Source organism: Pseudoruegeria sp. HB172150, from assembly GCF_013184805.1.
GTDB lineage: Bacteria > Pseudomonadota > Alphaproteobacteria > Rhodobacterales > Rhodobacteraceae > Psychromarinibacter.
Genome location: NZ_JAATNG010000001.1, coordinates 607,503 through 630,996 on the forward strand (window position 1 = coordinate 607,503; position 23,494 = coordinate 630,996).

Here is a 23,494-nt window from a genome sequence, read left to right on the forward strand (position 1 = left end):
AGGGGCGTGTCCGCCATGCTACGCTCCCGTCCCGTCGATCAGCACGGTGTCCTCCGGCGCGACGCTCAGCATGACCCGGTCGCCGACGGACGGCATCGAAGACAGCTGCGCCCCCCGCGTCGCCCCGCGCAATGCGATCTCGCCGCCATCGGGCAGCTTCGCCTGCAGCAGGAAACTGTCACCCTGGTAGACAACGTTGGTCGCCGTCGCTTCGAAGTTATTGCTGCCCTCGCGCGGGCCGTCATCCGTCAGAACGATCCGTTCAGGCCGGATCATCAGCATCAGTTCCTTTGCTTCCGGGGGCGGCGCGTCATGCATCAGGGCAGTATCGCCATAATACACGTGATCGCCGCGCTTCTTCACCGGCAGAAACGTCGAGTCCCCGATGAAATCGGCGACGAACCGGTTCGCCGGGCGCTCGTACAGGTCCCGCGGCGTCGCCAGCTGCATGATCCGCCCGTTGTTCACCACCGCGATCCGGTCCGACATCGTCAGCGCCTCGCGCTGGTCGTGGGTCACGTAGACGGTGGTCATCCCAAGCTGTTCGTGCAGATGCCGCAGCTCGATCTGCATCTGGTCGCGCAGCTTCTTGTCGAGCGCCGAAAGCGGCTCGTCCATAAGCAGGATCTGCGGTTCGAACACGATGGCGCGCGCCACGGCCACGCGCTGCCGCTGCCCGCCCGACAGCTGGTCGATCCGGCGCTCGCCGAACCCTCCCAGCTGCACCGTTTCCAGCGCCTTCTCCACCCGTTCCGCGATTTCCGCCTTCGGCAGCTTCCGCAGGCGCAGCGGATAGCCGACATTCCCGGCCACCGTCATGTGCGGGAACAGCGCATAGCTCTGGAAGGTCATGCCGACATCGCGCAGGTGCGGTGGCGTGCGGATCACCTCGCGGTCGCCGAACTTCAGGCTGCCGCAGTCGGGCCGGGTGAACCCCGCCAGCACCATGAGCAGCGTCGTCTTGCCGGACCCGGATGGTCCCAGCAGCGTCAGGAACTCGCCGCTTCGCACCTCGAGCGAGACATCGTCCAGCGCATGAACCGGCCCGTAGGTCTTGGTCACGTTCTGCACCGTGATCGGCAGCGCTTCCTTGGTCGTCGTGGTCAATGGCTCTCCCCTCGGATGGATCGGCAACCGTGGCGGACGCAGGACGTCCGCCACGTTGAAGACTTCTGAAGACCGGACCGCTTACTCGGTCAGCATCTCGGCATACTTCTCCGCCGCGACGATCTCCCACTCGGCATACCATTCCAGCGAAATCGGCAGCTGCATAGCCGCGTTGTCCGGGGAAGATGGCAGGCCGGCCGCGACTTCCGCGGTGATCTCACCCGTATCGTAGGCCGCCTTGTTGGTCGGTCCATAGGTGATGTATTTCGGCAGGTCGTCCTGGTACTCGGGCTTCGAGATCTCGCCCAGGAACTCCATCGCCACGTCCTTGTTCGGCGCGCCCTTCGGCACCGCAAAGCAGTCGTAGTCCAGCAGCGCCTGGTTGAAGCTGTACATCACGTGGCCGCCGTCCTTGGCCGCGTTGTCGAAACGGCCGTTCCAGCCGGTCGTCATGTCGACTTCGCCGTCCTTCATCAGCTGCGCCTGCTGCGCACCAGAAGACCAGAACACCGCGATATGCGGACGCAGCTCGCGGATCTTGTCGATCGCGCGGTCGATGCCTTCTTCCGAGGACAGCACCTCGTACACCTCTTCCGGCGGCACCCCGTCGGCCATCAGTGCCGGCTCAAGTGCGCCCGCGACCGAGTTGCGATAGGCGCGGCTGCCGGGGAACTTCTCGACATCCCAGAAATCCGCCCAGCTCTGCGGCCCGTCCTCGCCATAGGTGTCGGTGTTCCACGCATAAACAGTCGAGAACACGTCGCCGCCGACGCAGTACTCGCTGTAGAGGTTCGGATAGAAGTTGGAGACGTCGATGACGTCATAATCCAGCGGCTCCAGCAGCCCCTCGGCGCCCGCTCGTGCCGCGGAACCCGAGCCGGAGGCGACGATGTCGAACGTTACCGCCCCGGTGCTCACCTGCAGCCGCACGTCGGCCATGCCGCCATAGGTCTCCTGCTTCACTTCCACGCCTGTCGCCTCCGAGGCGGGCTCGAACAGTGCCTTGCTCTGCGCTTCCTGAAAGGAACCGCCCCAGGACGCGATCGTCACGGTCTTGTCCTGCGCAAGGGCGGTTGTGGCAAGCAGCGATGCCGCCACGGTGAGAGTCATCTTCAGTTTCATCGGTCAACCTCCTGTCGGTGTGCCAGTTCAGCCGCGGATCGCGGCGCCAGCCGATTGTCTTTTGTTCCGCCGGCTCGGCCGGGACCGGCGGAATGTTTCCGTCATGCCGCTTTCGCGCGACGGCATTGCAGATCGTCGAGCCAGCGGTAATAGGCGACCGCCGTCGGCAGGAACCATGGCGTGCCTGTGTAAAGGGGACGTGTCGGATGCGGCAGATCGTCGAAAGCGGTGCTACCTTCCTTCAATCCAAGGACTTTTTGCCCCGTCCGCATGCCCAGGTAGCTGGCCATCGACACGCCGGATCCGCAGTAGCCCATGGCGTAATGCACACCATCATGCACCCCGGTATGCGCCAGTTCGTCGAAGGTGTAGGCGACATTGCCGCTCCACGAATGCGACAGCGCGCAGCCGTCGAGCTGCGGAAAGATCCGGCACATGCTCTGATAGAGCCGCGGCGCGCTTTCCGCCGTGTCGGTCTCCCGCGCCGACACCCGGCCGCCGAACAGGATGCGCTTCCGGTCCGGCGTCGCGCGGTAATAGTAGATCACCTTGCAGGTATCGCTGGCGATGCGGTCGGTCGGGAAAAGCTCGTCGATCAGCGCCTCGGGCAGTTCCTCGGTTACGATGATGTAGCTGCCGATGGGGATCACCCGCCGCCGCAGCCACGGCACCAGCGTGCCTGTGTATCCGTTGGTCGCGACGATAACGTCGCGCGCCGATATGGTTCCTTTCGTCGTCCCCACGCGAAACCCGTCGCCGGACCGGTCGATGGACAGCGCCGCGCATTGGCCCACCGCAACGGTGCCGGCCTTCATGGCGAGATCCAGCAGCCCGCGATGAAACTTCGCCGGATGGATGGAGCAGTGCTTGGGATAGACCACGCCGCCGTAGTAGACGTCCGATCCCATCTCGTTCCGCTGCTCGGAACGTGGCACCGCAAAGCTCTCGATCCCTTCCTCAGCCCGCATCGCCTCGGCATCGCGCACGAGGCTCTCGTAGTGCTGCGGCGTATGCGCGGCGTGATAGCGGCCCACGCGGCGGAAATCGCAGTCGATCCCTTCGCCTTCCACGAACGCGCCGACCCAGTCCAGCGCGGCCTGTCCTTCAGCGCGGATCGCCCGCGCCTTCGCCTCACCAAATTTGGCGGTCAGCTTCCCCAGGGAAGGCTTCACGCTGGTACTGATCTGGCCGCCGTTGCGCGTGCTGCAGCCAAAGCCAACGTCCTGCGCGTCGATCACCAGCGTCGACCGGCCGCCCCGCGCGGTCACAATCGCGGCGTTCAGCCCGGTATAGCCCGACCCGATGACCAGCACGTCCACATCGCGCGGCGGGTCCTCCGGCAGAACGGGCGCCTCTCCCAACTGATCCTGCCAGTAGGGGTATTGATGAGGAACGGGCGCCAGCTCGCGAGCCATCGGTTTCTCCATGCATGCACAAGGGCATAAAACACCTCATGTGCGGATTAATCCAGAAGGCTAGGGTAGAATTGGCCTGAGCCGCATATCCATTTCGTGAAATCACCCAGACCAATTTTCGCGCAAGGCCGGCAGGTCGCGCAGCACATCGATGCCGCGTTTGATGTCCTCCGGCGCGGCGCTGCCAAAGCCGATGACCAGCCCGTTCCTCTCGATCGGCTGCATGCAATACCGGCTCAGGGGTGCCACGATGACACCTTTCTCCGCCGCCTGTGTGACGACGGCCTGCTCGTCGATTCCCGATGCCAGGTCGGCTAGCGTGTGGAAACCGCTGCTTGTCTCCTGCAGCCGCATTGTGTCGGGCAATGTGCGCCCGGCTTCCATCAGTGCATCGTACCGCGCCTTGTAGAGCCGCCGCATCAGCCGGACATGGGTCGCGAAATGCCCCTCGTCCATGAAATCCGCGACCACTGCCTGCGTCGCCGTCGCCGGACCGCTGGCCCAGGACTGGAACATCCGCTCAAAGGCGTCGACCATCCGCTCGGGAACCAGCAGGAAGCCAAGGCGGAGCGACGGAAACAGCGTCTTCGAGAAGGTCCCCACATATATCGTCCGTCCCGCCGGGTCTGTGCTGTACAGCGCCGGCTGCGGTGCGTTTCCGTAATAGAACTCGCCGTCGTAATCGTCCTCGATGATCAGCGCCTGCGCGGCTTCGACGGCCTGCAGCAGCTCGAACCGGCGCTGCAGCGACATCACGTGACCCAATGGCTGTTGATGCGACGGTGTGACAAAGGCCAGCCGGAACCCGGGCGCCTTGGCCAGCCCGTCGGCGACCACGATCCCTTCGTGGTCGATATCCACCGGCACCAGGTCCGCTCCTTCGGACAACAGCGCATTCCGTGCGCCCGAAGCCCCCGGATTCTCGATCCAAACCTTGTCGCCGCCGTTCAGGAACAGCTTGCCGATCAACGAAAACGCCTGCTGCGCGCCGCAGGTGACGAAGATCTGTTCCGGATTGCACCGGATTCCTTTCAGTGCCCCCAGATGCGTCGCGATGGCGCGGCGCAGCGCTTCCAGCCCCTTCGGCTGCCCGTACCCCATGACGGCGCCACGCCCGCCCCGGAAATGCCGCGCCGACAGCCGCGCCCAATGCGCCATCGGAAACGCGTCGAGCGCGGGCAGGGCGGTGATGAAGGCCCGCGCCTCGTGTGGCAACCACGTGCGGCGGGCATAGCGTTCCTCGCCACTCGCAATCGTCCCCGACAGCCGCGGCTTCGCGTCCTGCGGCGCCGGGTCGACCATGGCAGAGGCCGCGGGCCGCTGGCTGTCCAGCGTGTCGCTGACAAAGGTGCCCGCACCGATCCGCGACACCACCATCCCCTCGGATACCAGCCGGTCCACCGCGTCGATCACCGTGGTGCGCGACACGCCGGTCTCCTTCGCCAGAACCCGCGTCGCCGGTAGCCGTTCGCCCGCGCGCAGCCCACCCGACAGGATGATCTCGCGCAGTGCCATATACAGCTGCACGCTGATGCTGCGCCGCGACTCGCGGTCCAGCTTGATCGCGCTCAACAGCGCGCCGCTTTCCTGCTTCATATGCCTTCCGGGAACGATTGGTCTGCCGATGTTCCCGAAATGGATATATTAACCGGGCCAATTTTTCTACAATTTCCGGCACAGCGCAGCGCCCGAGTCCCGGTTGGAGCCAATGAAACTCAAGAAGATCGAAACCTTCACCAACGAATTCGTCTGCTTCGTGCGCGCCACGGCAGAGGACGGCGCGCAGGGCTGGGGGCAGGTCGCGCCCTACAATGCCGACATCACCGCGCAGGTCCTGCACCGGCAGGTCGCGCCCTTCGCGCTGGGCATGGACTGCTTCGACATCGACGAGATGATGGACACCGTCCGTGACCGCGAGCACAAGTTTCCCGGCGCCTACCTGCGTCGCGCCATGGGCGGCGTCGACACCGCCCTCTGGGACATGCGCGGCCGGATCGAGGGCAAACCGGTCTGCGAACTGATCGGCGGCACGCCCGGCATGCTCCGCGCCTATGCTTCCTCGATGAAGCGCGACATCACACCGGCGGACGAGGCCGCACGGTTCCAACGCCTGCGCGACCAGCACGGCTTCGACGCCTTCAAGTTCCGCATCGGCGCCGAGGTTGGCCGCGATCAGGACGAATGGCCGGGCCGCACAGAGGAGATCGTGCCGACTATCCGCAAGGCGCTGGGCGACGACGTCGCCCTGCTGGTCGACGCCAACTCCTGCTACTCGCCCGCCAAGGCCATCGCGGTCGGCCACATGCTGCAGGACCACGGCATCTCGCATTACGAGGAACCCTGTCCCTACTGGGAATTCGACCAGACCAAGCAGGTGACCGACGCGCTCGACATCGACGTCACCGGGGGCGAGCAGGACTGCATGATGGCGAACTGGAAAGGCATGATCGACGGCCGCATCGTCGACGTGCTCCAGCCGGATGTCTGCTACATCGGCGGCATCGCCCGCACCCTCCGCGTGGCCCGCATGGCCGAAACTGCCGGCATGCCTGTCACCCCGCATTCCGCGAACCTCTCGCTGGTGACCCTCTTCACCATGCATCTTCTGCGGGCAATCCCGAACGGCGGCAAATACCTCGAATTCTCCATCGAAGAGGATGACTACTACCCGTGGCAATACGACCTGTTCACCACAGATCCCTACGCCGTCGATGGCGGCCGGGTGACGGTGACCGACGCCCCCGGCTGGGGTGTGGACATCAGCCACGCCTGGCTCGAGAAGTCACATTACCAGGTCAGCGAACTGGACTGATCCCATGAAAATCGAAGAAATCCTCTCCGGCACGCCCGTCGCGGGCCTGCCCGGCGGCCACTTCATCGACGGCGCTTACACCGCGTCGACCCGCGCGCAGATGGAAAGCTACGATCCCGGACGCGCCGCGCCTTTCGCGACCTTCGCCAGGGGAACCGCTGCCGATATCGATCAGGCCGTCGCCAGCGCCATACATGCTTTCGAAAAGACCTGGCGCAAAACGCCGCCCGCCGAAAGGGGCCGCATCCTCTACCACGCAGCTCAACTGATCCGGGATGACGCAGAGCGGCTGGCAATTGTCGAATGCCTCGACAGCGGCAAGCCCCTGAACGAGGCGCTGGGCGACGTGAACGGCGCCGCCCGTGCCTTCGAATACTACGCCGGCGCCTGCGACAAGCTGCAGGGCGATACCTTCCCGCTGCCGCAGGGCTATCTCGGCTATTCGGTCTACGAACCAGTCGGCGTCAGCGCTCAGATCATCCCGTGGAATTACCCTATTTCGACAGCCGCGCGTGGCATCGCGCCGGCGCTGGCGGCGGGCTGCACCGTCGTCGCGAAACCGGCGGAGCAGACGCCGTTCACTGCACTCCAGCTCGCGGACATCCTGACGAAGGCCGGCCTTCCCGCGGGCGTCTGCAACGTCGTTTCCGGAACCGGGGCAGAGGCCGGCGCACCGCTCGTCGCGCATCCGGATGTCGACCAGATCACCTTCACCGGCTCCGTCGCGACCGGTCAGGCCGTGATGCGCAGCGCTGCCGACAACGTGACCCGGCTGGTGCTGGAACTTGGCGGCAAGTCCCCCGTCGTCGTCCTTAACGACTGCGACATGGAACGCGCCCTGACTGGCGTCCTCGGCGCCATCTTCGAGAATGCCGGACAGATCTGCTCCGCCGGGTCGCGCCTCGTCATCGAGCGCGGCATTCACGACGCCTTCGTCGGGGAACTCTGCGCCCGCGCGAAAAAGCTGACCATCGGCCACGGCCTGCGCGACCCGCAGCTCGGCCCGGTGAACTCCGCCGGCCATCTGGACAAGATCGCCGGTTTCATCGACCGCGCCCGCTCTCGTGGGGCCGAGATCCTCACGGGCGGCAGGACAACCGCCGACCCGGAAACCGGCGAGGGCTGGTTCTACGAACCGACCATCGTCGCGGACCGCCCTTCTGACGACGAACTTGTGCGCGAGGAAATCTTTGGCCCGGTGCTGACCGTTCAGATCGCCGACGATCCGGAGCACGCGCTGGCGCTGGCGGGCGACTGCCAGTACGGCCTCGTCGCCGGAATCTATACCGGCAACGTCTCCAACGCCCTGAAGATGGCGCGCGACGTCGACGCGGGACAGATATTCATCAACGAGTATTTCGCGGGCGGAGTCGAGGTGCCGTTCGGCGGCAACAAGCTGTCCGGCTTTGGCCGAGAGAAGGGGCTCGAGGGCCTGCGCAGCTACTGCAAGGTCAAAAGCGTGGCGGCCCGCATCGACTAGCTACGGAAATCTGCGCATCGCGGCAGCGGCCTTGGACTGACCACCGCTTTTCGATGCCGGCCACCGACAGACCTTGCTATGCTGCGGCGAGGTTAACTAACGTGGCCGCGATGACCCAGAAAACCCTCCTCCTGACCGGTGCAAGCCGTGGCATCGGCCACGCGACGGTCAAGGCGTTCCAGAACGATGGCTGGCGCGTGCTGACCGTGTCCCGGACCGCCTTCGACGAACGCTGCCCGTGGCACGCGGGCGCGACCGACCATTTTCAGGGGGACCTGTCCGATCCGGCCTCCCGCGCCGATCTCGTCGCCCGTGTCCGCGACACGATCGGCAGGGACGGGTTGCAGGCCATTGTCAACAACGCCGGCATTTCACCGAAGGGCGAAGGCGGCGCACGCATGGGGATCGCCGACAGCGACGATACGCTCTGGCAGCAGGTGCTGGCAGTCAACCTGATCGGTCCGGCGGCCCTGATGCGCGACCTGTTGCCGGAACTCGAACAGGCGCAGGGGGCGGTCGTCAATGTCGGCTCCATCGTCGGCTCCCGCGTGCATCCCTTCGCGGGCGTCGCCTATGCCTGCTCCAAGGCGGCGCTGGCGGCATTGACGCGCGAGGCCGCCGCCGAACTCGGCCCGCGCGGCATCCGCGTCAACATGGTGACGCCGGGCGAGATCGAAACCGGCATCCTCTCGCCGGGGACAGAGGAGATGGCCAAGGTCATCCCGCTCCGGCGCCTCGGCCAACCGGACGAGGTTGCGCGCGTGGTGCTGTTCCTGTGTTCCGGGCAGGCCTCCTACGTGAACGGCGCATCCATCGACGTGAACGGCGGCCAGCACGTCTGAAATCCTCAGGTCGAAACGAAAAGCGCCCCCGGATCGGTTTCGACCGGAGGCGCTTTCTTGAATTCCGCGGCTTAAGCTTAGGACAGGTTCTCCCGAGCCCAGCCTTCCGCTTCGTTGAGCGACATTTCGAACCGCTTCAGGATCTCGCGGACCTGTCCTTCCTCGATGATCAGCGGCGGGCAGAAGGCGATGCTGTCGCCGATGGCGCGCACGACCAGCCCGTTCTTCTGGGCCAGTTCATAAACCTGCATCCCCAGCTTGCCCTCGGGATCGAACGGCCGCTTGGTTTCCTTGTCCGCGACCAGTTCAACCGCCGCGATCAGGCCGACGCCGCGCACGTTGCCGACCAGCGGGTGATCCGCCAGCGCGCGCAGCCCGTCCTGCAGGACCGGCGCCACCCGCGCGGCATTGCCGACAAGGTCACGCTCCTCGATGATCGCCAGGTTCTCCAGCCCCACGGCCGTCGCCACCGGATGCCCGCTGGCGGTGAAGCCGTGGCCGAACGACCCCAGCTTCGCCGAGTTGTCGGCGATCCCCTGGTACAGCTTGTCGGAAAAGATGATGGCAGCCAGCGGCATGTAGGAAGAGGTCAGCTGCTTCGACACCACCATGATGTCGGGCTCGATCCCGAAGGTCTGGCTGCCGAACAGCTTGCCGGTGCGTCCGAAGCCGGTGATCACCTCGTCGGCCACCACCAGCACGTCATACTTGCGGCACACCGCCTGGATCTTCTGCCAGTACCCTTCCGGCGGCACATAGACGCCGCCCGCCGCGATCAGCGGCTCGCCGATAAAGGCGGCAACGGTCTCGGGGCCTTCCGCCAGGATCATCTCTTCCAGCTCGTTCGCCAGCCGGTCAGCAAAGTCCGCCTCGCTCTCGCCGGGCTCGGCATAGCGGTAATGATGCGGGCAGTTGGTGTGCAGCACGCCCGCGATCGGCAGGTCGAAATCCGCGTGGTTCAGCGGCAGGCCGGTCAGGCTGCCCGACGCGATGGTGATCCCGTGATAGCCGCGCTTCCGGGCGATGAATTTCTTCTTCTCCGGCCGGCCGATGGCGTTGTTGTAGTAACGGACCATCTTCACGACGGTGTCGTTCGCCTCGGACCCGGAGTTGGTGAAGAACACGTGATCCAGCCCCTCGGGCGTCATCTCCACCAGCTTTTCCGACAGGTTGATGCAGGGATCATGCGACTTGTGGCTGAAGATGTGGCTGTAGGGCAGTTTCGACATCTGCTTCTGCGCCGCCTCGACCAGCCGCGGCTCGCTGAAGCCCACCGCCACGCTCCAAAGCCCGGCCATGCCCTCGATCAGCTGGTTGCCCTCGTCGTCGTAGACATAGATACCCTCGCCACGCTTGATGATCGTCGGGCCGCGCTCCTCGTGCCGCCGCGCGTTCGTATACGGGTGCAGCACGTTGCGGATATCCCGGGCAGCAGGTGAGTTGGGGCGTACGATATCTTCCATTGGGATCTCCCGCATCAAGGTCGCATATGTTCGTGGTCGGCAGCTTGCTGCGCCTGGCCGTCACGGGCCAGCGCCCGGCCGGTACGTCCGGTGAGTCGCCTCGCCCATCTGTGAGGCGTCCCGAACGCCAGTTCAACCCCCGTCAACGGGCGGAAATGCCCCGAAACCCGCACAGAACGCCCCGCGGGGCCGCTTTCGGCGGGGGAGATTGCCATTGCCGCACCTTGCCCGTTCCACTAGCGCTTGGGCCATGACAGACACCGCCTCCCGCCCCGGTCCCGGTCGGCCGCCCAGCATGACCGACCCGGTCGGCAGCATCCTCGGCGCGGCGGCGGGCCTCTTCGCCGGGAAAGGCTACGAGGGCGCCTCGCTGCAGGACGTCGCCCGCGCCGTGGGCATGACCAAGGCCGGTATCTATCACTATTTCGGCTCCAAGCAGGACCTCTATGACGCCATCGTCCTGTCTGTCCTGTCCGACATGCTGGAGAATGCGCAGGCAGCGGTCGCGCAGGCCGACGGCCACGACACCCGCCTGCGCGCCTTCATGGTCTCGCACGGCCGCTACCTGCAGGAAAACCACGACAAGTACCGCGCCAGCTTCATCGGCCGGGCAGGGGGCGACACCACCGGATACACCGAGAACCAGATCGACGCGCGCCGGAACTACACGCGGTTCCTCGAGCAGATCATCCGCGACGGCTGCGCGGATGGCGCCTTCGAGACCGACGACGTGCCGACCACCGCGCGCGGCATTCTCGGCATGCTGAACTGGATGGCGCGCTGGTATCAGCCGACCGGCCCGAAGAACGCGGCAGAGATCGCCGATGGCTATGCGACACTGATCCTCGCAGGCCTCGCGCCCCGGTGACAGGGGCCCCCGAGCGGGCTTGACTCAACGAAGGCACCCATTTACCTACCCATCGGTCGGTAATTGTAGGCGCCACATGAAAGCGGAGCACTGACATGGGCAACGTTGCACAGAACTGGGACGATATCCTCCGGATCGAGGACAGCCTCGACGAAGAGGAACGGATGATCCGCGACACCGCGCGCAGCTATGCGCAGGACAGGCTGCTGCCCCGCGTCCGCGACGCGTTCCAGCAGGAAAAGACTGACCCGGAGATCTTTCGCGAGATGGGCGAACTCGGCCTGCTCGGCGCGACCATCCCCGAGGAATACGGCGGTGTCGGCGCAAACTACGTCAGCTATGGCCTCGTCGCCCGCGAGGTCGAGCGGGTAGACAGCGGCTACCGCTCGATGATGAGCGTGCAGTCCAGCCTCGTCATGTACCCGATCCACGCCTATGGCAGCGAGGAGCAGCGCAAGAAATACCTGCCGAAACTCGCAACAGGCGATTGGATCGGCTGCTTCGGCCTGACCGAACCCGATGCCGGCTCCGACCCTGCCGGGATGAAGACGCGCGCGGTGAAGACCGACGGCGGCTACAAGCTTCGCGGCTCCAAGATGTGGATTACCAACAGCCCCATCGCCGACGTCTTCGTCGTCTGGGCCAAGTCCGAGGCGCATGACGGCGCGATCCGGGGTTTCGTTCTGGAAAAGGGCATGAAAGGCCTGACCGCGCCGAAAATCGAAGGCAAGCTGTCGCTCCGCGCCTCGATCACGGGTGAGATCGTCATGGACGACGTAGAGGTCGGCGAGGACGCGTTGCTGCCCGATGCCGAGGGGCTGAAAGGCCCGTTCGGCTGCCTCAACCGCGCCCGTTACGGCATCTCCTGGGGCGCGATGGGGGCCGCCGAAGCCTGCTGGCACGCCGCCCGCGACTACGGCCTCGACCGCAAGCAGTTCGGCAAGCCGCTGGCCCAGACCCAACTTTACCAGAAGAAACTCGCCGACATGCAGACAGAGATCACCCTCGGCCTGCTCGCGTCTCTCCAGCTCGGCCGCCTCTTCGACAGCGGCCGCATGTCGCCCGAAATGATCTCGCTCGCCAAGCGCAACAACTGCGGCAAGGCGCTGGAGATTGCCCGGATGGCGCGCGACATGCACGGCGGCAACGGCATCTCCGACGAATACCCGGTGATGCGCCACCTGATGAACCTCGAAACGGTGAACACCTACGAGGGCACGCATGACGTCCATGCGCTGATCCTCGGCCGGGCGCAGACCGGTCTCCAGGCGTTCTTCTAGGTCCAGCCGGGCGATTGCCCGCGTTCCACACAGAGAACCGGCGCAACTCGGGGCTTGCCCTTGTCCGCGCCAAGGCCAACTCTCTGAACTGAACCAGCCGGTGCGGGCCAACCCCGCGCCGGCAGCGATCAGGAGGAGACCGCCATGCCCGACACGCTGCAAACCGCAGAGAGCTTAAAGACAGATCTCTATATCGACGGCGAATGGCGCCCCGGGCGCGGCGACCGCTTTGATGTCCTGAACCCCGCCGACGAATCCGTCCTCGCCTCCGTCGCCTCGGCCACCGAAGACGACGCGATGGACGCCCTCGACGCAGCTGAAGACGCCTTCGCCGGCTGGGCAGCACGCACACCCCGCGAACGCTCCGAGGTCCTGCGCAAGGCGTGGGAACTGATGATGGCGCAGCAGGAGGACATCGCCCGCCTCATCACCCTCGAAAACGGCAAACCCCGCGCCGACGCGATGGGGGAAGCCGCGTACGCCGCCGAATTCTTCCGCTGGTTCGCCGAGGAAGCGGTGCGCAACGAGGGCATGCTCTCTCGCGGCCCGTCCACCGGTGCCCGCATCGTCGTCCACCACAAACCCGCGGGCATCGCCGTTCTGGTTACGCCGTGGAATTTCCCCGCCGCGATGGGCACCCGCAAGATCGCGCCCGCGCTCGCCGCCGGCTGTCCCGTCGTGATCAAGCCCGCCTCCGAAACGCCCCTGACCATGCTGGCCCTGATGCCGATCCTCGAAGAAGCAGGCGTGCCCAAGGGTCTCGTCAACGTCCTGCCCTCGCGCCAGTCCGGCAAGATCGTCGACAGGATGCTGCACGACCCGCGCGTCCGCGTGATCAGCTTCACGGGCAGCACTTCGACCGGCGTCAAGCTCCTGCATTCCGCCGCCGACAACGTGCTGAAACCGGCGATGGAACTTGGTGGCAACGCCCCCCTGATCGTGTTCGACGACGCCGATCTGGACGAGGCTGTGAAGGGCACCATGCTCGCCAAGATGCGTAACCTCGGCGAGGCCTGCACCGCCGCCAACCGCATCTATGTCCACGAAAGCGTCGCCGGGGCTTTCACCGACAAGCTCGCCGATGCGATGGGCAAGCTGAAGATCGGCGACGGCCTCGACCCCTCCGTCGACGTCGGACCGATGGTCAATGCCGATACCCGCGACAAGGTGGCGGCCTTCGTCGAGGACGCCGTTTCCAAGGGCGCCAGGCTCCGTCTTGGTGGCAAGGCGCAGGACGGCAAGGGCTTCTACTACCCGCCCACGATCCTCACCGACGTCCCCGAAAACGCCGAATGCGTCCACGACGAGATCTTCGGCCCCGTCGCCGCGCTGCAGACCTTCTCGGACACCGACGATGTCGTCCGCCGCGCCAACGACACGCAATACGGCCTCGTGGCCTATGTTTTCACGAAGGACCTGAAGAAGGGCATGCAGGTCTCGGAACGGCTCGATTACGGCATGGTCGGCCTGAACCGCGGCCTCGTCTCCGACCCCGCCGCGCCCTTCGGCGGCACCAAGCAATCCGGCCTCGGCCGCGAAGGCGCACATGAGGGCATGCACGAATTCATGGAAACGCAGTACATCTCGACCGACTGGTGAACCGTTCCCAGCGACCAGCGCAGAACGACAAAAGGCGGCCCGATGGCCGCCTTTGCACGTCGTCTCGCAATGGAGAGATATTGGAGCGGGCGATGAGATTCGAACTCACGACCCTTACCTTGGCAAGGTAATGCTCTACCCCTGAGCTACGCCCGCATCCGTTGGGTGAGCCGTCACTTATAAAGAACCGGAAGGGGCTGCAAGGGGGAATTTGCATCAATCGGCTACAGCTCTGGCGAATTTTCGGCAATCTGCCGTCACGGAACGTCTTACGGACCCGGAATTCGAGGCCAACGAAGGCGCACATGCTCAGACGTCGTTTCATCCTGGCGGGGCTCGCCGCCGCTCCGGTCTCAGCCTTCGCGCATGCCGGCCACGGTCCGCAGGAGGTGGCCGCACATATTGACGCATCGGTGAGGACGCCCAATGCCCTGATACTGGACCTGTCGCTGACGAACAGGGGGCAATACCAGACCGAGCTTCTCGGCATTTATGCAGAAGATTCCACCGCATTCGCATCCTTGCCTCTGACCCTGCCGCCAGGAGAAACACGGGTGCTGAAGGCGGCACTGCCGGGCAGCGACTGGCCCGCCGTGTTCACGCTCATTCTCGATTTCGGGGAAGACGGCGCCAGTCCTCTGACCGTGGTTCCGCGCTGACCGATCAGACAGGGCTCCGCCGGGCCCGTCCCCGGCGCGCCACTCTCACACCAGCGCCATCCACATCACCGCCACCGCCGTGATCGAAATCGACGCCACCGTCCCGAACATCCCGACGCGGCGCAGCAGCACGATCTGCGGCGTCCGCCCGTAGCCGTAGGCATGCAGCACCCGCCCCGCCAGCAGCAGCCCGCCCAGCACATGCAGCGCCCAGGGCGCCATCCCCTGCAGCTCCGCCATCAGCAGCAGCAACAGACCGACCGGCGCGTATTCGGCGCAGTTCGCCTGCGTCCGCATCCGCTTGACCATGTCCTTCTCGCCGCCGTCCCCGACAGAGATCCTGTGCCGGAACCGCCCGGCCACGACCCGCAGCGAAAGGAAAAGGAACAGCAGGGCAATAAGGCCCGCATAGATCGGCGTGATCGTCGGTATCATGCGCGCCCCGTTCTGCTTGCGTTGCCGAAGACCTAGGCGGGGAACAGACCCTTGGCAAGCGGCGCACCGCCGATTGGCACGGCGTGCTTGCCTTGGCGTCGTCCTTCCGTGCCATGGTAACCCCGAGACACCCGAAGAGGACCCATCCCATGCCTGCAATCCCCGAAGGCGACATGCATGTCGAACTGAACGGCGACGGCCCCTGTGGCCCCAGCCGCTGTATCCGTATCAGTGACCCAGACCGCCTGACCCAGTTCGGCGCCTTCGTCGAAATCCTGCCGCCCGGCTCCAGCTCGTCGATCAAGCACTGGCACAGCGCCGAGGACGAGATGATCTATGTGCTGGAGGGCGAGATCACCCTGATCGAAGGCGACGAGGAAACCGTGCTGCATCCCGGCGACGCCGCCACCTTCAGGGCGAACGAGCCGGTGGGGCATTGCCTCATCAACCGCTCCGACGCACCGACGCGCTGCCTTGTCGTCGGCACCCGCGCCTCCTATGACCGGATCACCTATCCCGACCGCGACCGCGTCTGTCTGCGCGACCGGTCACTGCCGGGGGACCTCTGGTTCGACACCAGTCTGAAACCGGCGGACAGCGCCTATTCCGACTGACCCTTGCGGCGCCCAGCCAGGCGAAGATGCAACCGGAAGCTGCTATCTGAACAGGTTAACTTCCTTGATCGAATCCCCGGGTGAGACGTAGCATTCGCCCAGGAAGAGGAGGAGAACCCATGAAGATCAACCCACTTGTGGGGCCTGCGGCCGTGGCCGCAGCGCTTTCACTGACCCTGCCGCTGCAGGCGCAGAACCGCTTCAGCTTCACCAGCCCCGATGCGGCCGATTTTGCCACGCCCGTCTCCGCGGCAAAAGCATGCGACACCCTGAATGCCGCCAGCTTCGAGGGCGTGTCGTTCCTCAAGGCGGAAACCGCCGAGGTCGACGGCACCGGCTTCTGCCGCGTCACCGGCATCATCAGCCCCGCCATCGAATTCGAGATTTCCCTGCCGGATAACTGGAACCGGCGGCTCTACATGTTTGGCAACGGGGGCTACGCGGGCGAGGATCTGACCGCGGCCAGCCGGGTCGGGACGCGCGACATGGCCCTGACCCGCGGCTTCCTGACGGTACAGCAGAACACCGGCCATGACGCCCGGACTCAACCGCTGGGCAGCTTCGCAGACGGCGACCTCGCCGCGCTGGTCGACTATGCCTTCCGCGCGGTCCATGAAACCGTCTCGCTCAGCAAGATCATGGCGGCGTCTTACTACACCCGCGAACCAGCCTTTTCCTACTGGGACGGCTGCTCCACAGGCGGGCGCCAGGGCCTGATGTCGGCGCAGCGGTTCCCCGGCGATTTCGACGGCATCGTCGCGGGCGCGCCGGTGCTGGATTTCACCGGCACGCAACTCTGGGGTGTCTACAACGCGCAGATGCTCGACGCCGCCCCGATCTCGGAAGCGCAGCTTGGCGCCTTTGCCGAGGCGGTAATGGGCAAGTGCGATGCCATCGACGGCGTCGAGGACGGGTTGATCACCGACCCGCGGCAATGCGACTTCGACCCTGCCGCCGATCTGCCGAAATGTGAGGGCGAAGCAAGCGACTCCTGCTTCACGCCCGAACAGGCAGAGGCCATCGGCAAGATCAATGCAGGCGTCTTCGTGGAAGGCGAACAGATTTTCCCCGGCGTGCCGTGGGGCGTCGAGGGCGTCGACACCAACGGCTTCAGCGGCTGGAACCAGTGGATCGTCAACGACAGCGGACCCAGCCGTCAGGGTCTTTACGGTGAGACCTTCGTGCAGAACATGGCGCTGCTGCCGGCGCGCGGCACCGATATCGACTGGCGCAGCTTCGACATCGCCGGCCGCTATGGCGAGATTGGCATGATCCGCGAGATCCTCGACGCGACCGATCCGGACCTGTCGGCGTTCCGCGACAAGGGCGGCAAGCTGATCACCTATTTCGGCTGGGCCGATCCCGCGCTCAATCCGATGATGGGCGTCAACTACTACGAGTCCGTCAGGGCCGAGATGGGCGAAGCAGAGGTTCCCGATTTCTACCGCCTGTTCATGGTGCCCGGCATGTTCCACTGCCGCACAGGCTACGGGCCCGACAAGCTCGACGCACTGACGCCGCTGATCGACTGGGTGGAAAACGGCGTGGCGCCGGAAACCATCGTCGCGGTGCAGGAAGCCGACGGTGCGGCCACCCGCGAAAGCCTGCTTTGCCCGTATCCCTCGGTTGCCGTCTATGACGGCGAGGGAGATGCCGGAGAAGCAGCCAGCCACGCGTGCGAGATGCCGTAGGCGTTATACATTGAACCTGTCGGACCGCCCGCCACCATCCGGTTGCGGGCGGTTCGCGTTTCTGGCCCGCTACTCCAGTTCAACCAGCAGGTCCTTGGCGTCGATCTGCGCGCCCGGTGTGACGTGCACGGCCTTCACGACCGCGTCGCGCTCGGCATGCAGGCCGGTTTCCATCTTCATCGCCTCGATGGTCAGCAGCAGGTCGCCCTGCTTCACCTTCGCCCCGACCTGCGCCGCGACGGTTGCCACGACACCCGGCATCGGTGCGCCGACATGGTTCGGATTTCCGGCCTCCGCCTTCATCCGCACCGCCTTGTCGCCCGCCACCTTGCGATCCGGCACCCGGATCACCCGGGGCTGGCCGTTGATCTCGAAGAACACCCGCTTGTCGCCGTCCTCGTTGGTTTCCCCGACAGCCGACAGCCGCACTTCCAGCGTCACGCCCGGCGCGATTTCGGGAGAGATTTCCTCGCCCGGTTCCATCCCGTAAAAGAACGTCCGCGTCGGCAGGGTCCGGACCGGGCCGTAGATCTGATGCCGCGACGAATAGTCGGTGAAGACCTTGGGATACATCAGGTATCCGCACAGATCCTCGTCGTCGATCTCATCCTCGGGAAACTTCTCCGACAGTTCCTTCTTGGTCGCTTCAAGGTCCGCATCCGGCAGATGCGCGCCGGGCCGCTCGGTGTTGGGCTTCTCACCCTTCAGCACCTTCTTGACGATCTTGTCCGGGAACCCGCCCGGCGGCTGGCCGAGGTTCCCGCGCATCATGTCGATTACCGAGTCCGGGAAGGAAACCTCCACCTTCGGATCTTCGACCTGCTCGCGGGACAGACCCTGCGACACCATCATCAGGGCCATGTCGCCCACGACCTTGGACGACGGCGTCACCTTCACGATGTCGCCGAACATCAGGTTCACATCGGCATACATCTCGGCGACCTCGTGCCAGCGTTCCTCCAGCCCAAGCGAGCGCGCCTGCGCCTTCAGGTTGGTGAACTGGCCGCCCGGCATTTCGTGCAAATAGACCTCCGACGCCGGCGCCTGCATGCCGCTCTCGAACGCCGCGTACTGGCCGCGCACGGCTTCCCAGTAGTTCGACATCTCGCGGATCGCCCCGATGTCGAGCCCGGTATCCCGCTCCGTCATGGTCAGCGCTTCGACGACGGTGCCCAGCGTCGCCTGCGATGTGTTCCCCGATAGCGCGTCCATTGCGCAGTCCACCGCGTCCACCCCGGCCTCCGACGCCGCCAGGATCGTCCCGCAGGCGATGCCCGCCGTGTCGTGGGTGTGGAAATGGATCGGCAGCCCGACCTCTTCCTTCAGCGCCTTGAACAACACCTTCGCGGCCACCGGCTTCAGAAGCCCGGCCATGTCCTTGACGCCCAGCACATGCGCCCCGGCCTTCTCCAGTTCCTTGGCCATGCCGACGTAATACTTCAGGTCATACTTCGCCCGGTCCGGGTCCAGCATGTTGCCAGTGTAGCAGACGGTGCCCTCGCAGACCTTCCCGGCCTCCACCACCGCATCCATCGACACCCGCATGTTCTCCACCCAGTTCAGCGAGTCGAAGACGCGGAAGATATCGACCCCGCTCTCGGCGGCCTGCTTGACGAAGGCCCGCACCACGTTGTCCGGGTAAACCGTGTAACCCACCCCGTTCGACCCGCGCAGCAGCATCTGCGTCAGGATATTCGGCATCGCCGCCCGGATATCGCGCAACCGCTGCCACGGGCATTCCTGCAGGAACCGGTAGGCCACGTCGAACGTCGCACCGCCCCAGCACTCGACGGAAAACAGCTCCGGCAGGTTCGCCGCATAGGCCGGCGCCGCCTTGATCATGTCCAGCGACCGCATCCGCGTCGCCAGCAGCGACTGGTGCCCGTCCCGCATCGTCGTGTCGGTGACCAGCAGCCGCGTCTGCTCCTTCATCCACTCGGCCAGCCCGTCCGGCCCGCGCTCGTCCAGGATCTGCCGCGTGCCCGCCGGCGGCGTATCCACGCGCAGCGCCGGCACCCGCGCCAGCTTCAGCTCCGCATGCGGCCGCTGCCGCCCCTCCGTCTCCGGATGCCCGTTCACCGTGATATCCGCGATATAGGTCAGCAGCCGCGTCGCCCGGTCGCGCGGCTGCCGGAAATCGAACAGCGCCGGCGTCTGGTCGATGAACTTGGTATGGTACTCGTTCGACAGGAACACCGGATGCCGCAGCAGGTTGATGACGAAGTCGATATTCGTGCTGACCCCCCGGATCCGGAACTCCCGCAAAGCCCGGTCCATCCGCTTGATCGCCGCCTCCGGCGTCGGCGCCCAGGCCGTCACCTTCTCCAGCAGCGAGTCGTAATACCGCGTGATCACCGCGCCTGAATACGCCGTTCCCCCGTCCAGCCGGATCCCCATCCCCGTCGCCCCGCGATACGCCGTGATCCGCCCGTAGTCGGGGATGAAGTTGTTCTGCGGGTCCTCTGTGGTGATCCGGCACTGGATCGCGTGCCCGTCCAGATGCACGTCATATTGCGACGCCACCCCCGTCGCCTCCATAAGCGACTTGCCCTCGGCGATCAGGATCTGCGCCCGCACGATGTCGATCCCCGTCACCTCCTCGGTCACGGTATGCTCCACCTGCACGCGCGGATTTACCTCGATGAAGTAGAACTCGCCCGACTCCATATCCATCAGGAATTCGATGGTGCCCGCGCATTCGTAATTCACCGCCTCGGCGATCTTCTTGCCGAGACTGCAAAGGTGTTCGCGCTGCGCCGGCGACAGGTAGGGGGCAGGGGCCCGCTCCACCACCTTCTGGTTCCGCCGCTGGACCGAACAGTCGCGCTCCCACAGGTGATAGATATGCCCGTGCTGGTCGCCGAGGATCTGCACCTCGACGTGACGCGCCTTCATGATCATCTTCTCGAGGTAACCCTCGCCGTTCCCGAACGCCGCCTCGGCCTCGCGCCGGCCCTCCTTGACCTTCGACTCCAGCTCTTCCGGCCCCATGATCGGCCGCATGCCCCGGCCGCCGCCGCCCCAGGAGGCCTTCAGCATCATCGGATAGCCGATTTCCTTGGCTTCCCTGGCGATGGCCTTCATGTCGTCGCCCAGCACCTCGGTCGCCGGGATCACCGGCACGCCCGCGGCAATCGCCACCTTCCGCGCCGACGCCTTGTCTCCAAGCGCCCGCATCGTTTCCGCCTTGGGGCCGATGAAGGTGATGCCGTTCGCCGCGCAGGCTTCCACGAAATCCGGGTTCTCGGACAGCAGGCCATAGCCCGGATGGATCGCGTCCGCGCCGCACATCTTGGCGACCCGGATGATCTCGTCGATGGACAGATAGGCCGCCACCGGACCCATCCCCTCGCCGATCTTGTAGGCCTCGTCGGCCTTGAACCGGTGAAGCGAAAGCTTGTCCTCCTCGGCATAGACGGCCACCGTTCGCTTGCCGAGCTCGTTCGCTGCCCGCATCACCCGGATCGCGATTTCGCCCCTGTTTGCAATCAGGATCTTCTTGAAATCGGCCATCGGGTGTCCTCCGGTTAATGGTTATTGTGCAGGTGCAGAATATCTTTTGTCGCGTTTGCGTAAACTGGAATCTCTCTGCGCCGCGGCGGTGGGGCGGTGCAGACACGCTCGCCACGCGCCAATGTGACTTCCGATGTGATCTTCACGGCTCTAAGAGGGACGCCGCAATCATTTCATCCGTCAATTCGGCAGAGCCAGCTTGTACCCGATGCCCAGAGACCTTCCCGATATCTCATTCGTCCGCCTGACAGAGGTCGCGCCGGCCGAGATCATCGCACATATGTCCGACCCGCGCGTGACCGAGCATATGCCGCTCGCGAAGGGCGGATGGACCCAGGACACCTGCGCCGCGTTTGTCGAAGCAAAGGAAGCCTGCTGGCAGCGGGACGGCCTGGGCCACTGGGCCATCCTGGCCGACGGCGAATATGTCGGCTGGGGCGGCTTCCAGAAGGAAGGCGAAGACTGGGACTACGGCCTTGTCCTGAAACCGGGACAGTTCGGGCTGGGCACGCGGATCACCAACCATGCGTTGGCCTTCGCCCGCGCAGATGAACGCATCCCTTACGTGACCTTCCTGCTGCCGCCCTCGCGCAGGCATCTGCGCGGCCTCGATCGCCTTGGCGCGCGCTTCGTGGGAGAAGTCGATTACGACGGCAGCACCTTCCGGAAATACCGCCTGGATACCCCGAAAAATCCGCACGCTTCTTCTGGTTGAAAATATCCCCGCCGGAGGCTCCCGCAATATCAACCCGCGTCAAGGCAGGGCGAACGCGGTGCACCGCCACAGGCAGCACTTCCAACCCGGCTTGCCAACGCCAGCGTATCGCGCAATCCTCGCCGGAACGGACTCCAAACACCTGGACAACGACCCGATGACACCGGTCACCCGCATCTTCGCAGTATCGCCTCCGCCCCTCGCGTAACAGGGCGCTGCCACCCGCGCTGACGCGCCGGTGGTGCCCGCCTTCGTGAAAGCGCGGCCTTTGCGCGGCTGAGCCTGCCGAACCGGCGGGCCGGGTCGTTCTGTCCGCCTCTCACGCAATCCCACCTTTTTACTCCGCAGCCGCATGGCGCCGCCCGGTCCCGGGGGGGCGGCGCATGCGTCCTGTGCTGCGTGGCTTTCGTGAGGCCAAATTCCATGTCCAATAACTCCTCTCTATTCGTCCTCAGCCTGTCCGCGACCCTGTTGATGGTCGGTGTCGGGATGATCGTCGCCCTGCTGCCGCAGCGGGTGCATGCCATGACCGGAACGCTGGAAAGCGTCGGCCTGATCGCCTCGGTCTTCGCCTTCACCTACCTGCTGGCGCAGCTGCCCATCGGCGCCCTGTCCGACCGCCTCGGGGCAAAGCGGTTCCTCGTGCTCGGCTATTTCCTGTGTGCCGCCTCCGGGCTCGTGTTCTTCGGTGCAGGGACAGCGGGCGGGATCTATCTCGGCCGTGCCCTTCAGGGGCTGGGCGAGGCGCCGATCTGGGCGCTGGGTCCCGCGTTCCTGTCGCTTGCCCACCCGGCCGCCAAGGGCCGGGCCATCGGCATCTACAATGCGGCAATCCACACCGGCCTGACCCTCGGGCCGCTGCTGGGCCTGCTGATCGCGCCGGACGGTCAGGGCCAGGCGCCTTTTCTCGTCTTCGCGCTCCTCTGCTTCACCGCCGGGCTCCTGACGCTGCTGTTCCTCCCATCGGCGCCGGTGTCGGTGGGACCGGCGCGGGTGAGTCTCCGGGAGGCGCTTGGCGTCCTGTGGCGGCGGAAGCCCGCGATCCTTCTGGCCGGCGTCGTGCTCTACGGTGCCGGATACGGCGTGTTCGTCAGTGTCCTGCCCGTCTCCCTGACGGTGACTCATGGCTTCGGTAGCGCCGCCGTGAGCATGAGCTTCGTTCTGTTCTATGCGGCAGTCAGTTTTTCTCAGGTCGTCGCGGGCAGGGTGTCGGACCGTGTCGGACGGTCCGGCTTCCTGATCGGGGGGATGGTCGCGGCGGCGCTCGGGTTCGGCGCGGTCCCGTTCGTTCCGGGGCTATGGGTATTCCTGCCGCTCGGTGTCGCGAGCATCGGGCTGGGCGTGTTCTGCATCGCGTCGATTGCCGAGCTGAACGACTGCGTGTCCGACGCGCTCAAGGGAACGGTTTCCGGCGCCTACTATTTCGCCTGGGGGCTGGGCTATGTTCTCGGCCCGCTGGGTTTCGGCGCGGCGCTGTCGGGCGGGCCGGCGGTCGGATACGCATCGCTCGCGGTGCTGTTCGGCGGGGCGGCTCTGGCCCTCCGGTTCCTGAAGACATGACGATCTGAAGCCGAAGCCCTGCGCCCGCCGGACCTCGGCGGGCGCAGGGCCGTCCGGTATCACCTCCGGCACTGCCGGGTGCTGCGCGATGCGGCGGCAATGGTCGGGCGGAACGGCGGGACCGGGACCGCCTTCCCGGGCATGCGCCATGCCTGATCCAGCCTGCCTGTCCGCACCTGTCCTCACACCTAGGTTAGCGCTAACATGCCTGAAATCAATGACTTGACCCCCCGTCCCCATGGGGACGCCCCTCCGCGGCCTGCCCGCCGCACTCACCTCGCTTGTCTTGCCCCCGGCAATCCCCTAGACCGCTTCCGAC

18 protein-coding genes and 1 tRNA gene are annotated in these 23,494 nt (G+C 65.5%); 11 read left to right on the plus strand and 8 right to left on the minus strand.

All coding sequences use genetic code 11. From position 1 onward, the window contains the following. Nucleotides 1–18: 18 nt before the first annotated feature. From HCO70_RS02890 to HCO70_RS02905, 4 genes are all read right to left on the minus strand, one after another. Nucleotides 19–1,107 (minus strand): ABC transporter ATP-binding protein, encoded by a 1,089-nt coding sequence (locus HCO70_RS02890; RefSeq protein ID WP_172292889.1) that lies wholly within the window; start codon nucleotides 1,105–1,107, stop codon nucleotides 19–21. 81 nt (nucleotides 1,108–1,188) lie between these two features. After that, nucleotides 1,189–2,229: a polyamine ABC transporter substrate-binding protein gene (locus HCO70_RS02895; RefSeq protein ID WP_172292891.1), complete on the minus strand. Its 1,041-nt coding sequence runs from the start codon at nucleotides 2,227–2,229 to the stop codon at nucleotides 1,189–1,191. A gap of 101 nt (nucleotides 2,230–2,330) precedes the next feature. Further along, nucleotides 2,331–3,644, minus strand: coding sequence for an FAD-binding oxidoreductase (locus HCO70_RS02900; protein ID WP_172292893.1), 1,314 nt, complete (start codon nucleotides 3,642–3,644; stop codon nucleotides 2,331–2,333). Nucleotides 3,645–3,746: 102 nt separating this feature from the next. Then, nucleotides 3,747–5,240, minus strand: coding sequence for a PLP-dependent aminotransferase family protein (locus HCO70_RS02905; protein WP_172292895.1), 1,494 nt, complete (start codon nucleotides 5,238–5,240; stop codon nucleotides 3,747–3,749). A 103-nt stretch (nucleotides 5,241–5,343) separates the two neighbouring features. Here HCO70_RS02905 and HCO70_RS02910 point away from each other — a divergent pair, with 103 nt between their 5' ends. The 3 genes from HCO70_RS02910 to HCO70_RS02920 all read left to right on the plus strand — a co-directional run bounded on the left by HCO70_RS02910 (nucleotide 5,344) and on the right by HCO70_RS02920 (nucleotide 8,778). Further along, nucleotides 5,344–6,456, plus strand: coding sequence for a mandelate racemase/muconate lactonizing enzyme family protein (locus HCO70_RS02910; protein WP_256372948.1), 1,113 nt, complete (start codon nucleotides 5,344–5,346; stop codon nucleotides 6,454–6,456). A 4-nt stretch (nucleotides 6,457–6,460) separates the two neighbouring features. Continuing rightward, entirely contained in the window at nucleotides 6,461–7,936 is a 1,476-nt protein-coding gene (locus tag HCO70_RS02915) for an aldehyde dehydrogenase family protein (RefSeq protein WP_172292899.1), read from the plus strand. 110 nt (nucleotides 7,937–8,046) lie between these two features. Further along, entirely contained in the window at nucleotides 8,047–8,778 is a 732-nt protein-coding gene (locus HCO70_RS02920; RefSeq protein ID WP_172292901.1) for an SDR family NAD(P)-dependent oxidoreductase, read from the plus strand. Between the two features lie 77 nt (nucleotides 8,779–8,855). Here the strand turns inward: HCO70_RS02920 and HCO70_RS02925 are convergent, their stop codons facing one another. Further along, nucleotides 8,856–10,241 carry an aspartate aminotransferase family protein gene (locus HCO70_RS02925; RefSeq protein ID WP_172292903.1) on the minus strand — a complete coding sequence of 462 codons (1,386 nt, stop codon included), beginning with the start codon at nucleotides 10,239–10,241 and terminating at the stop codon, nucleotides 8,856–8,858. Between the two features lie 250 nt (nucleotides 10,242–10,491). Between HCO70_RS02925 and HCO70_RS02930 the strand changes: the two genes are divergently transcribed. The 3 genes from HCO70_RS02930 to HCO70_RS02940 all read left to right on the plus strand — a co-directional run bounded on the left by HCO70_RS02930 (nucleotide 10,492) and on the right by HCO70_RS02940 (nucleotide 13,988). Beyond that, on the plus strand, nucleotides 10,492–11,109 hold the full coding sequence (locus tag HCO70_RS02930; RefSeq protein WP_216665241.1) for a TetR/AcrR family transcriptional regulator: 618 nt from the start codon (nucleotides 10,492–10,494) through the stop codon (nucleotides 11,107–11,109). Nucleotides 11,110–11,204: 95 nt separating this feature from the next. Continuing rightward, nucleotides 11,205–12,389 carry an acyl-CoA dehydrogenase gene (locus HCO70_RS02935; RefSeq protein WP_172292907.1) on the plus strand — a complete coding sequence of 395 codons (1,185 nt, stop codon included), beginning with the start codon at nucleotides 11,205–11,207 and terminating at the stop codon, nucleotides 12,387–12,389. A gap of 144 nt (nucleotides 12,390–12,533) precedes the next feature. Continuing rightward, a complete protein-coding gene (locus HCO70_RS02940; protein WP_172292909.1) occupies nucleotides 12,534–13,988 on the plus strand; it encodes an NAD-dependent succinate-semialdehyde dehydrogenase in 1,455 nt (484 codons plus the stop codon). Nucleotides 13,989–14,069: 81 nt separating this feature from the next. Here the strand turns inward: HCO70_RS02940 and HCO70_RS02945 are convergent. After that, nucleotides 14,070–14,144: transfer RNA gene (locus tag HCO70_RS02945), tRNA-Gly, on the minus strand. 149 nt (nucleotides 14,145–14,293) lie between these two features. Here HCO70_RS02945 and HCO70_RS02950 point away from each other — a divergent pair. Then, nucleotides 14,294–14,647, plus strand: coding sequence for a hypothetical protein (locus tag HCO70_RS02950; RefSeq protein ID WP_172292911.1), 354 nt, complete (start codon nucleotides 14,294–14,296; stop codon nucleotides 14,645–14,647). A 45-nt stretch (nucleotides 14,648–14,692) separates the two neighbouring features. Here the strand turns inward: HCO70_RS02950 and HCO70_RS02955 are convergent, their stop codons facing one another. Then, nucleotides 14,693–15,082: an MAPEG family protein gene (locus tag HCO70_RS02955; protein WP_172292913.1), complete on the minus strand. Its 390-nt coding sequence runs from the start codon at nucleotides 15,080–15,082 to the stop codon at nucleotides 14,693–14,695. 149 nt (nucleotides 15,083–15,231) lie between these two features. On the opposite strand from HCO70_RS02955, the gene HCO70_RS02960 reads away from it, so the two are divergent. Both HCO70_RS02960 and HCO70_RS02965 read left to right on the plus strand, forming a co-directional pair. Next, the gene (locus HCO70_RS02960; protein ID WP_172292915.1) at nucleotides 15,232–15,696 is read left to right on the plus strand and encodes a cupin domain-containing protein; all 465 of its coding nucleotides are present in this window, start codon (nucleotides 15,232–15,234) and stop codon (nucleotides 15,694–15,696) included. Between the two features lie 119 nt (nucleotides 15,697–15,815). After that, nucleotides 15,816–17,387, plus strand: a complete 1,572-nt coding sequence (locus HCO70_RS02965; RefSeq protein WP_172292917.1) for a DUF6351 family protein — start codon at nucleotides 15,816–15,818, stop codon at nucleotides 17,385–17,387. Between the two features lie 69 nt (nucleotides 17,388–17,456). Here HCO70_RS02965 and HCO70_RS02970 read toward each other — a convergent pair whose 3' ends face one another. Then, nucleotides 17,457–20,900, minus strand: coding sequence for a pyruvate carboxylase (locus HCO70_RS02970; RefSeq protein WP_172292919.1), 3,444 nt, complete (start codon nucleotides 20,898–20,900; stop codon nucleotides 17,457–17,459). Between the two features lie 208 nt (nucleotides 20,901–21,108). On the opposite strand from HCO70_RS02970, the gene HCO70_RS02975 reads away from it, so the two are divergent. Both HCO70_RS02975 and HCO70_RS02980 read left to right on the plus strand, forming a co-directional pair. Beyond that, nucleotides 21,109–21,615, plus strand: a complete 507-nt coding sequence (locus HCO70_RS02975) for a GNAT family N-acetyltransferase (RefSeq protein WP_172292921.1) — start codon at nucleotides 21,109–21,111, stop codon at nucleotides 21,613–21,615. A 423-nt stretch (nucleotides 21,616–22,038) separates the two neighbouring features. Further along, nucleotides 22,039–23,175, plus strand: coding sequence for an MFS transporter (locus HCO70_RS02980; RefSeq protein ID WP_172292923.1), 1,137 nt, complete (start codon nucleotides 22,039–22,041; stop codon nucleotides 23,173–23,175). Nucleotides 23,176–23,494: the final 319 nt, after the last annotated feature.

Excerpts from the sequence above, each read along its gene's own strand:
- HCO70_RS02895 (WP_172292891.1), bottom strand. The coding sequence starts at position 2,229 with ATGAAACTGAAGATGACTCTCACCGTGGCGGCATCGCTGCTTGCCACA.
- HCO70_RS02900 (WP_172292893.1), bottom strand. The coding sequence starts at position 3,644 with ATGGCTCGCGAGCTGGCGCCCGTTCCTCATCAATACCCCTACTGGCAG.
- HCO70_RS02905 (WP_172292895.1), bottom strand. The coding sequence starts at position 5,240 with ATGAAGCAGGAAAGCGGCGCGCTGTTGAGCGCGATCAAGCTGGACCGC.
- HCO70_RS02915 (WP_172292899.1), top strand. The coding sequence starts at position 6,461 with ATGAAAATCGAAGAAATCCTCTCCGGCACGCCCGTCGCGGGCCTGCCC.
- HCO70_RS02920 (WP_172292901.1), top strand. The coding sequence starts at position 8,047 with ATGACCCAGAAAACCCTCCTCCTGACCGGTGCAAGCCGTGGCATCGGC.
- HCO70_RS02925 (WP_172292903.1), bottom strand. The coding sequence starts at position 10,241 with ATGGAAGATATCGTACGCCCCAACTCACCTGCTGCCCGGGATATCCGC.
- HCO70_RS02930 (WP_216665241.1), top strand. The coding sequence starts at position 10,492 with ATGACAGACACCGCCTCCCGCCCCGGTCCCGGTCGGCCGCCCAGCATG.
- HCO70_RS02935 (WP_172292907.1), top strand. The coding sequence starts at position 11,205 with ATGGGCAACGTTGCACAGAACTGGGACGATATCCTCCGGATCGAGGAC.
- HCO70_RS02940 (WP_172292909.1), top strand. The coding sequence starts at position 12,534 with ATGCCCGACACGCTGCAAACCGCAGAGAGCTTAAAGACAGATCTCTAT.
- HCO70_RS02950 (WP_172292911.1), top strand. The coding sequence starts at position 14,294 with ATGCTCAGACGTCGTTTCATCCTGGCGGGGCTCGCCGCCGCTCCGGTC.
- HCO70_RS02955 (WP_172292913.1), bottom strand. The coding sequence starts at position 15,082 with ATGATACCGACGATCACGCCGATCTATGCGGGCCTTATTGCCCTGCTG.
- HCO70_RS02960 (WP_172292915.1), top strand. The coding sequence starts at position 15,232 with ATGCCTGCAATCCCCGAAGGCGACATGCATGTCGAACTGAACGGCGAC.
- HCO70_RS02965 (WP_172292917.1), top strand. The coding sequence starts at position 15,816 with ATGAAGATCAACCCACTTGTGGGGCCTGCGGCCGTGGCCGCAGCGCTT.
- HCO70_RS02970 (WP_172292919.1), bottom strand. The coding sequence starts at position 20,900 with ATGGCCGATTTCAAGAAGATCCTGATTGCAAACAGGGGCGAAATCGCG.
- HCO70_RS02975 (WP_172292921.1), top strand. The coding sequence starts at position 21,109 with ATGCCCAGAGACCTTCCCGATATCTCATTCGTCCGCCTGACAGAGGTC.
- HCO70_RS02980 (WP_172292923.1), top strand. The coding sequence starts at position 22,039 with ATGTCCAATAACTCCTCTCTATTCGTCCTCAGCCTGTCCGCGACCCTG.